The sequence below is a fragment of the Streptomyces sp. NPDC087215 genome, from assembly GCF_044744885.1.
Taxonomy (GTDB): domain Bacteria; phylum Actinomycetota; class Actinomycetes; order Streptomycetales; family Streptomycetaceae; genus Streptomyces.
On sequence record NZ_JBIUZD010000027.1, the window covers coordinates 1 to 8,417 of the forward strand.

At 72.0% G+C, this 8,417-nt stretch carries 11 protein-coding genes; 1 reads left to right on the plus strand and 10 read right to left on the minus strand.

Annotated elements, in window-relative coordinates; genetic code table 11:
* The 3 genes from ACIO92_RS33490 to ACIO92_RS33500 all read right to left on the minus strand — a co-directional run.
* Window positions 1-101: biotin carboxylase N-terminal domain-containing protein (locus ACIO92_RS33490; RefSeq protein WP_351796016.1), on the minus strand; the 101-nt coding region annotated here is incomplete at its 3' end.
* 151 nt (window positions 102-252) lie between these two features.
* A complete protein-coding gene (locus tag ACIO92_RS33495) occupies window positions 253-1,455 on the minus strand; it encodes a sensor histidine kinase (RefSeq protein ID WP_402284263.1) in 1,203 nt (400 codons plus the stop codon).
* On the minus strand, window positions 1,452-1,988 hold the full coding sequence (locus ACIO92_RS33500; RefSeq protein ID WP_366446402.1) for a flavin reductase family protein: 537 nt from the start codon (window positions 1,986-1,988) through the stop codon (window positions 1,452-1,454). The genes ACIO92_RS33495 and ACIO92_RS33500 overlap by 4 nt, the downstream gene beginning before the upstream one ends.
* A gap of 200 nt (window positions 1,989-2,188) precedes the next feature.
* Here ACIO92_RS33500 and ACIO92_RS33505 point away from each other — a divergent pair, with 200 nt between their 5' ends.
* Complete coding sequence (locus tag ACIO92_RS33505) at window positions 2,189-3,781, plus strand: aspartate aminotransferase family protein (RefSeq protein WP_402284259.1); 1,593 nt, start codon at window positions 2,189-2,191, stop codon at window positions 3,779-3,781.
* A 59-nt stretch (window positions 3,782-3,840) separates the two neighbouring features.
* Here ACIO92_RS33505 and ACIO92_RS33510 read toward each other — a convergent pair whose 3' ends face one another.
* From ACIO92_RS33510 to ACIO92_RS33540, 7 genes are all read right to left on the minus strand, one after another.
* Window positions 3,841-3,987, minus strand: a complete 147-nt coding sequence (locus tag ACIO92_RS33510; protein ID WP_401242345.1) for a hypothetical protein — start codon at window positions 3,985-3,987, stop codon at window positions 3,841-3,843.
* The gene (locus tag ACIO92_RS33515; RefSeq protein WP_402284257.1) at window positions 3,984-4,871 is read right to left on the minus strand and encodes a 4'-phosphopantetheinyl transferase; all 888 of its coding nucleotides are present in this window, start codon (window positions 4,869-4,871) and stop codon (window positions 3,984-3,986) included. The genes ACIO92_RS33510 and ACIO92_RS33515 overlap by 4 nt, the downstream gene beginning before the upstream one ends.
* Window positions 4,868-5,713 carry a metallophosphoesterase family protein gene (locus ACIO92_RS33520; protein WP_402284268.1) on the minus strand — a complete coding sequence of 282 codons (846 nt, stop codon included), beginning with the start codon at window positions 5,711-5,713 and terminating at the stop codon, window positions 4,868-4,870. Before ACIO92_RS33520 ends, ACIO92_RS33515 begins: the two co-directional genes overlap by 4 nt.
* Window positions 5,714-5,914: 201 nt before the next feature.
* Window positions 5,915-6,616: an alpha/beta fold hydrolase gene (locus ACIO92_RS33525; protein ID WP_366446398.1), complete on the minus strand. Its 702-nt coding sequence runs from the start codon at window positions 6,614-6,616 to the stop codon at window positions 5,915-5,917.
* A gap of 47 nt (window positions 6,617-6,663) precedes the next feature.
* Complete coding sequence (locus tag ACIO92_RS33530) at window positions 6,664-7,251, minus strand: TetR family transcriptional regulator (RefSeq protein ID WP_402284253.1); 588 nt, start codon at window positions 7,249-7,251, stop codon at window positions 6,664-6,666.
* 234 nt (window positions 7,252-7,485) lie between these two features.
* Entirely contained in the window at window positions 7,486-7,914 is a 429-nt protein-coding gene (locus ACIO92_RS33535; RefSeq protein WP_351795999.1) for a nuclear transport factor 2 family protein, read from the minus strand.
* Window positions 7,915-7,977: 63 nt separating this feature from the next.
* Window positions 7,978-8,358 (minus strand): SgcJ/EcaC family oxidoreductase, encoded by a 381-nt coding sequence (locus ACIO92_RS33540; RefSeq protein WP_366446396.1) that lies wholly within the window; start codon window positions 8,356-8,358, stop codon window positions 7,978-7,980.
* Window positions 8,359-8,417 lie beyond the last annotated feature (59 nt).

Here is an 8,417-nt window from a genome sequence, read left to right on the forward strand (position 1 = left end):
GGCTCGGCGTACACGGCCACGCTGCCGATACCGGCGTCGCGGCACGCCCGCGCCACACGAACAGCGATTTCGCCACGGTTGGCGATGAGCACCTTACGCACGACGGCTCCTCATACCTGTCTCACCACATATTCGAACAGGACTCGTGCAACGAGATGTGTCCCCGGCTCACGGCCACCGGCCCCCGGTTCACGGTTCACGGCCACCGGCCCGCGGTTCGCGGCCGGCAGCCGCCGGTTCACGGTTCCCGGCTCACAGGAGGGACGGTCCCGTCCGTGTCCCGTGCCGGTGGGCCTGGAGCGGCAGATGTGCCTCCACCTGGGTCCCGTGCCCCTGCGAACTGCTGACGGTCAGCCGGCCACCGGCGTCCTCCATCCGCTCCGCCATGGAACGGAACCCCTGGTGGCGGTGGCCCGGCCGCAGGACCCGGTCGACGTCGAAGCCGCGGCCGTCGTCCTCGACGCTCGCGTACGCCCACCAGCGGGTCGAGCGCACCGAGACCTTCACCCGGCGGGCCCTGGAGTGCGTGAAGCTGTTGCGCAGCGCCTCCCGGACCGTGAGGTACAGGTCCCGGCGCCGTACGTCGGGGAGCAGGCCCTCGTCGCCCGTCACCTTCACGGTGACCTGGACGCCGTCCGGGGCGGACCCGGCCAGGAACTCGCGCAGGGCCACGTCGAGCGGCGGAACGACGGACCGTTCCCGCACCCCGCCGACCAGGTCCCGCAGCCGTGTGTCGGTGCCGCGCAGCGCGTCCCTGGCCGCGGTGATCCGGCCGGCGGTGACCGGGTCCAGTTGTCCGTCGCACTCCTCCAGGGCCTCCCGGGCCGCGGTGACGCCGTCGGCGACGTCGTCGTGCAGCTCGCGGGAGATCCTGCGCTGTTCCTGCCAGCAGCACTCGGACTGCTCGGCGGGCCCGCCGCTCTCGCCCGCCCGCCGGGCCGCCTCGCCGAGGACCCGCACAGATCCCTCGTCGAGACGGCCCGTCTCCATCATCTGCAGCATGGCGCACTCCATGAGCAGGACCGCGGCGGCGGCATTGTGGTGGGGCGCCAGGCTCACCGGCGGGGCGGGACGCGCCCCGGCCTCGGCGCCGTGCCCGGCCTCGGCGCCGTGCCCGGTCTCGGTGCCGGGTCCGGCGCCGAAAGCGGCGGTCAGCACGGCACGGGCCCGGTCGTTGAGGGCCTGGCGCACCGCACTGTCCCAGCGCACCGCCTTGTTCAGCGTGGCCGGGAGGGCCGACTCGAAGCGGCGCAGCACCGCGTCCAGGCACTCGGGCCCCGGCCCCTGCTGGGCCGGGCGCACCGCTTTCCGCGGCGCGAACTGCCGGGCGATCCGGGGCTCGGAGGGTCCGGCGGACGCCTGCCGCGCCACCCGGACGAGCCCTTGCTGAAGGGCCTCGGCGAAACCGGGGCCGATGACGGGTTCCCAGCCGCCGGCCGCGGCCTGGGCGGTCATCGGACGGGGGCGTCCGCGCGATGGAACGCGCCGCCGAAGAAGAGCAGCCCGTCCGCACCGTCGCCACGGCTCGAACCGACCACGTCACCGATGAACACGGTGTGGTCGCCTATGTCGTGGGCGCCGGAGAGCTCGCACTCCAGCCAGGCCAGCGCCCCCTTCAGGAGCGGTGCGCCCGTGCGGGGGCCGGGGGCCCAGTCCACGCCGGTGAACTGGTCGGGCCCCAGGGGGCGCTTCTTGTCGGCGAAGAAGCGGGCCAGGCCCTCCTGGCCCGCCTCCATGATCGAGACGCCGAAGTGCCCCGCGGAGGTGATCGCCTTGTACATGACCGCGCTGTGCGCGACACAGCACAGGACGGACGGGGGGTCGAGGGAGACCGAGGTGAAGGCGTTCGCCGTCATGCCGTGGATGGCGTCACCGCCGACGGACAGCACGGTGACACCGGTCGCGAACAGGGACATGACCTCGCGCAGGGTGGCGGGACGGGCCGCGGGCCCCCGGGAAACGGCGACGTCAGTGGATACGGAATTCATGCCGCGCCTTTCATGTAATCCATGGGGGGCAAATGTACGAGGGAAATCCTGTGGGTCAGGAACCGTCCAGTAACTGCCCGCTCAGCCGTGTGCGGGGGAGTGCCCGATTACCGTTCCGTGAGCGTGCGTTCACGAGGCGGTGAGTGCTCCGTGGCTAGGATCTGGGCGTTTCGGTCAAGGCACTGTCCATAAGGGGTGACATGAATTCCGTCTCTGCTGACCCGCAGCTCGCTGAACCGTATCTGCTCGGCTGGCTGTCCTCGCTCGGCCTCGACATCGATTACGTACGGGCCGAAGGGAATACCCTCTACTACCTCGGTGCGAGCGGCGAGGAGATTCCCGTCGCCGATTTCGCGGGCGGGTACGGTTCCCTCATCCTCGGGCACAACCATCCGGAGATCGCGGCGTACGCGCAGCGGCTCCTGGCGTCCCAGACGCCGGTGCACGCGCAGTTCTCCCGCCACCCGTACGCGAACGACGTCGCCGTCGCCCTCAACCGCATCCTCCAGCGCGAGCTGGGCACGCGGGAGAACTACTCCGCCATCTTCGCCAACACCGGCGCGGAGGCGGTGGAGGCGGCCGTCAAGCACGCCGAGCTCGACCGGGGGATCCGCCTCGCCGAGCTGCGGACGCGGCTCGGCGAGAACCTGGCGGCCGCCCGCGCGGCGGTGGACGCCGGAGCCGTGGTCGCGCCGGAGGCGTACCGCCTGGTCGGCGTCGGCGTCGGCGTCGGGGCCGGGGCGGCCGGGTTCGAGGCGCTGGCCGAGGCCGTCGTCCGGCACAACGCCGCCCAGACCGGCCGGCCGCCCGTGTTCCTGACCCTGGAGGGCGGGTTCCACGGCAAGCTGGTCGGCAGCGTCCAGCTCACCCACAACGAGGGCTACCGGGCCCCCTTCGCCGCGCTGGCGGCAGCCGCCCGGTTCATCCCCTCGGAGAGCCCGCAGGCACTCAAGGCCGTCCTGGAGAGCGAGCGGGCGACCGTGTTCGACCTGGCCGTCGAGGACGGCACGGTGACGGTCGTCGAGCGGAACTCCCCGGTGTTCTGCGCCTTCGTCCTGGAGCCCATCCAGGGCGAGGGCGGCATCCGTGTCCTGTCCGAGGAATTCGCCCAGGAGATCCAGCGGGCCTGCGCCGAGGTCGACTGCCCCGTCATCGTGGACGAGGTGCAGAGCGGAATGGGCCGCAGCGGTGACTTCCTGGCCAGTGCGGCGCTCGGCCTGCGCGGCGACTACTACGCGCTCGCCAAGAGCCTGGGCGGCGGAATAGCGAAGACGTCCGTCATGCTCACCCGCCAGTCCCGCTACCGCTCCGAGTTCGAGCTGGTGCACAGCTCGACCTTCGCCAAGGACGCCTTCTCGTGCTTCATCTCGAAGAAGGTCCTGGAGATCCTGGAGGCCGACGACGGCGCCGCGTACCGGGCGGTGCGCGAGCGCGGCGCGAAGCTGCTCGGGATGCTGGAGGCGGTCCGCGCCGACTTCCCCGACGTGGTGAAGGACGTACGGGGGCGGGGCCTGATGCTCGGCCTGGAGTTCCACGACCAGTCGGGCTCCGGCTCCGAGGCCATCCGCGAGGCCGCCCCGCTGCTGGGCTACACGGTCGCCGGATACCTGATGCGCGAGCACCGCATCCGTACCTTCCCGACCGCGAGCGCCGTCAACACGCTCCGGTTCGAGCCCTCGCTGTACCTGACCGACGCCGAGATCGACCAGCTGGAGCGGGCCCTGCGGGGCACCGCCCAGCTCTTCCGCACCCACGACGGGGCCGGTCTCACCGGCACCGCGACCGACGCCTGACGCGGGGCGGTCCCCGGCCGCCCGGTACCTGAGGTACCGGGCGGCCGGGGACCGGCACGTCAGTCGATGCCCCGGACGATGTGCGGCTCGCCGTACTCGTCGTCCGTCCCGGCCAGCTGGAGCGGCGGGTAGCGCAGGATGTGCGCCAGGCCCTTGGGGAAGGCGTGGCTGATGAGGTCGGTGTCGTACGGGTCGTCGCGCATCATGTCCTCCGGTCGTCGAATGGAACGGCTCCGCCGCCCACCGGCCCGGACCGGCCGGTCGTCACCGACCGGTCGGACGCCGTGTGCCGGTCGGTCGTCGTGGTCATGGGTCGGTCGGACGCCACGGGCCGGGCCGCGGACGCCGCTGCCGGGCCCGCCGCCGAGGGCCGGGCGGACGGCGCGGCCCTCGGCGGCGTGGTGGCCCGGGACGGTGTGGCGGGCCGTACGGGCCGCAGGCCCACGGCGGTCACCACCAGCCCGTTCCCGGTACGCCACCGTCCCTCGAAGGCGGTGATCCGTACGCCGTCCACCACCGGTCCTGGCACCAGGAGTTCGGCGCGGAAGGTGCCCGCCAGCGGATCGGGTGTGATCACCGCCTCGTCGAAGTCGAGAGGCCGCCCGGTGAGCGGGAACCAGGTCTTGTAGACGCTCTCCTTGGCGCTGAACAGCAGCCGGTCCCACGCGACGGACGGCCGCCGCGCGGCGAACTCGCGCAGCCAGACCCGCTCCTGGGGCAGCGAGATCAGATCGAGCGTCCCCGGCGAGGGCAGCGGCGCGTTCGGCTCGGCGTCGCAGCCGATCGCCAGCAGATCCGTGCCCAGGGCCACGGCCGCCGCACGGTAGCCCCGGCAGTGCGTCATGCTGCCCACCACGCCCCGCGGCCACCGGGGCGCCCCGCCCGTGCCGGGCAGCAGCGGCCCCGGCACCAGCCCGAGACCGCCCAGGGCCCGCCGGGCGCAGATCCGGACCGAGGCGAACTCCCTGCGGCGTCCCTCGACCGCTCCCGCCACCACGCGTTCCTCCTCGGGGAACAGGCCGTGGGGTCCGGGCGGATCGTGGAACAGCTCGGCGGTGACGGCCGGCGCGGGCAGCAGCGAGGCGATCACGGCCGTCCCCCGGCGGGCACCGGCGCCGAGAAGCCGGGCACCGGCCGCGGGGCGTGGCCGGGGTCCGAGCGCCCGCGCCACTCGCGCGGATAGCCGAGGGACACCTCGTAGTGCGGCACCCCCTGGTTCCGTATCAGCCGGGGGATGTGCAGATGCCCGTAGACGACGGCCGCGGCCCGGTACCGGACGGGCCAGTCGGCGGTCTCCTCCGTGCCGCACCACAGGGCGAAGTCGGGGTACCGCAGCACCTCCGTGGGCTCGCGCACCAGCGGGAAGTGGCTGACCAGGACGGTCGGCAGACCGGCGGGGAGCGCGTCCAGGCGCTCGGCGGTCCGCCGCAGACGGGCCCGGCACCAGTCCCCGACGGTGGGGTACGGGTCGGGGTGCAGCAGGATCTCGTCGGTCGCGACGATCCCCGCGTCCTCCGCGCGCCGCAGCGCCTCCTCGACGCTGTGCACCCCGGGCCGCCGGAAGCTGTAGTCGTACAGCAGGAAGAGCGGCACGACCACCGCGGGACCGCCCCTGCCGTGCCACACCGGGTAGGGGTCCTCGGGAGTGGTCACGCCCAGGCTCCGGCAGAGGCGGACCAGCACCTCGTAGCGGGCGGTCCCGCGTGCCCGGACCGGATCGTCCGGAGGGGTCCACAGCTCGTGGTTGCCCGGGACCCACACGACCTTGCGGAACCGGGCGGCCAGTGTGGCCAGCGCCCATTCGACATCGGCCATGTACTCCCCGACGTCCCCCGCGACGAGCAGCCAGTCCTCGTCCGAGGAGGGCCGCAGCGCCTCGACGACCGCGCGGTTCTCCTCGTACCGCACATGGAGGTCACTGACCGCCAGCAGACTCCCCGGAGAAGGACGGCCGCCGTCGGCGCCTCCGCCGACAGCCTCCCGCCCGCCGGGAACACAGCCGTCAGGAACACAGCCGTCAGGAACACAGCCGTCGGGAACACAGCCGTCGGGAGAACACACGCCGGAAGAGCGCCCGTCAGGAGCCCGGCCCTCAGGAGCCCGGCCGTCAGGAGGCGGCGGGAACACGCCCGATCACGCCGCGGAGCCCGCGACGAGCAGGCTCGTCGTGATGATGTCGCGGACCTCGTCGGTACGGTCGTCCAGGTAGAAATGACCACCGGGCAGGATCCGCAGATCGAAGTCGCCGGTCGTGTGGTCGTGCCAGGCCGCGGCCTCCTCGACCGCCACCACCGGGTCCGCGTCACCGATCAGGACGGTGACGGGAGAAGCCAGCGGAGAGCCGCCGTTCCAGTGGTACGCGCCGAGGGCCCCGTAGTCCGCCCGCAGCGCCGGCATCACCATCGCGAGCAGCTCGGGGTCGTCGAGCACCGTGTGCCCGGTCCCGCCCAGACCCCGCACCGCCGTGAGGATCTCCCGGTCCCCGCCGAGCCGGTCGTGCGCACTGGGCAGCGGCGAGGGCGCCCCCCGCCCGGACAGGAACACCCGGCAGGGCCCCGGCCGCCCGGCCTCCACGAGCCGCCGGGCCGTCTCGTAGGCCAGGACCGCCCCCATGCTGTGCCCGAACAGGGCATAAGTACCGTCGGTCAGCGGAGCCATGACCTCCGCCAGGGCGTCGGCGTGCGCGGCGATACTGCCGTACGGCTCCTCCCGCCGCCGGTCCTGGCGGCCCGGGTACTGGACGGCCAGCACGTCGAGGTGCCCGCCGAGCGCCCGCGACAGCGGGAGGAACGCGCTGGCCGCGCCCCCCGCGTGCGGGAAACACACCAACCGCACGGCGTCCTCACGGGGCGCTCCGAAGCGTCTGAACCACGTGCTGTCCACTACGTCCCTTTCTGCGGGCCGGTACCCGGTGGCACCAGTCGGGGGAGCAAGAACTGCCAGAACTGGGCGAGCCGCTGCTCCGAGAGCCAGGTGGGATCCTTGCGGCCCAGGGCCTCGAAACCGACGGTCGACGCGGCGACGACGGTGACGACGTCCTCCGGCTCGGTCCCGGCGGCGAGCGCGCCGGTCTTCGCCGCGTACCGCAGGGTGTCGCCGATCCAGTCCCGCCACTGGCCGTGCAGGTCGACCAGGCTCGACCAGGACGGCTCACAGCCGAGAGTGAACCCGGCACGCAGGATGACATCGCTGTTCAGCCCGTCGAAGAGCTGGTGGGAGGTCTCCACGAGGTTCTGGATCAGGTCGACATCACCCCGCGCCCCACCACCCCCGGACCCGTCCGGCGCCGGGCCGGTGATCCGCCACAGCCGCTGCTCGGCCGCCTTCTCGATGGCCTCCGCGAGCGCGCCCTTGTTGGCGAAGTGGAAGTGAAGGGCACCGCTGCTCACCCCGGCCCGGTGCGAGATGGAGGAGAGGGAGGCCGATACGAAACCGTCCGTGTCGAAGATCTCCGCCGCGGACCGGAGCACTGTCGCTCGCGTACGGACAGCGCGTTCCTGTTTTGCCATGTGCACTCCGTGGATGCCTGGGGGCGCTGCTGGCGACCCCTCAAAAACGTCCAGCGTAATGAACCGCAGTGGCGGTTTCCTGTCGGCCCTGGTCGAAGTCGTCTTGAAAGGACTGTCGTTCGGACGGTCCGTCGTCCGGAGCCTGGCCCGCCCGAGCGGGGGGAAGGGATCGGGCAGGCCAGGAGCGGGGGAGACCTACTCCGGGAGCAGGGTGCCGGCCACCGGACGGTCGATGGACATGAGCCAGCGGCCGTCCTCGCCCAGGCGCAGCACGTCGGTGCAGTTGCCCTCGATACGGACCGGCTCGCCGTCGGGACCCGTGCTGTCGACGCTGAACCGCACGCCGATCAGGGCCACGTCACCGGCGACGTACGCGTGCGTGATCTCCGCCTTCAGGAACGGCTTCGGCGCGAGGAACTCCTTGAAGAACTCCAGACGCTCCTTGCCGGTGAGCGGGGAGCCGGAGAAGTTCGATATCGCGTCCTCACGGTAGAGGAGGTCGAACAGGGCCCCGTCACCGGAGTTGAAGAGCTGGATGAAGATCTCGTTCTGAGTATCCGCGTCCGCCGTCAGGTCGGGATTGTCGACATCGAAGTCGACCGTGATACCGGGAATGCTGCTCATGGTCTGCGACACCACTTTCTTGGGTCATGGGACGCCTCCGTGCCCGGCACGGAGGCACACGGATTACTTCTGCTCGCCGTACGGCTCGTCGATGGCGTAGCGCCAGTTGCCGTCCACGCCCTTGCGCAGCACGTCGACACCGACACCCGTCAGCAGCTCGGGGCTGCCCGAGTCGTCCACGGTGGCGATGGACCAGTCCACGATCAGGAGCGCGGTGTCTCCGGTCACGAACGTCTGGCGCGGCTTGGCGCTCATCTTCGGCGAACGGGCCAGGAACTCCTTCACGGCGTCCCTGCGGGCCTGGCCCGTGAGGGGCTTGCCCGGCTCCCAGACCGCGACGGCCTCGTCGGTGTACATCTCGTTCACGGCATCGGCGTCGCCCGCGTTGAAGGCCGCCTCGTACAGCGCGGTGTGCTGAGCGACGTCATTCGTCAGATTACTCATGGTGAGACCGTTCCTGCTTTCTTCCGGCATGACACCCGGGAATTCGAGGAGTTTCACGC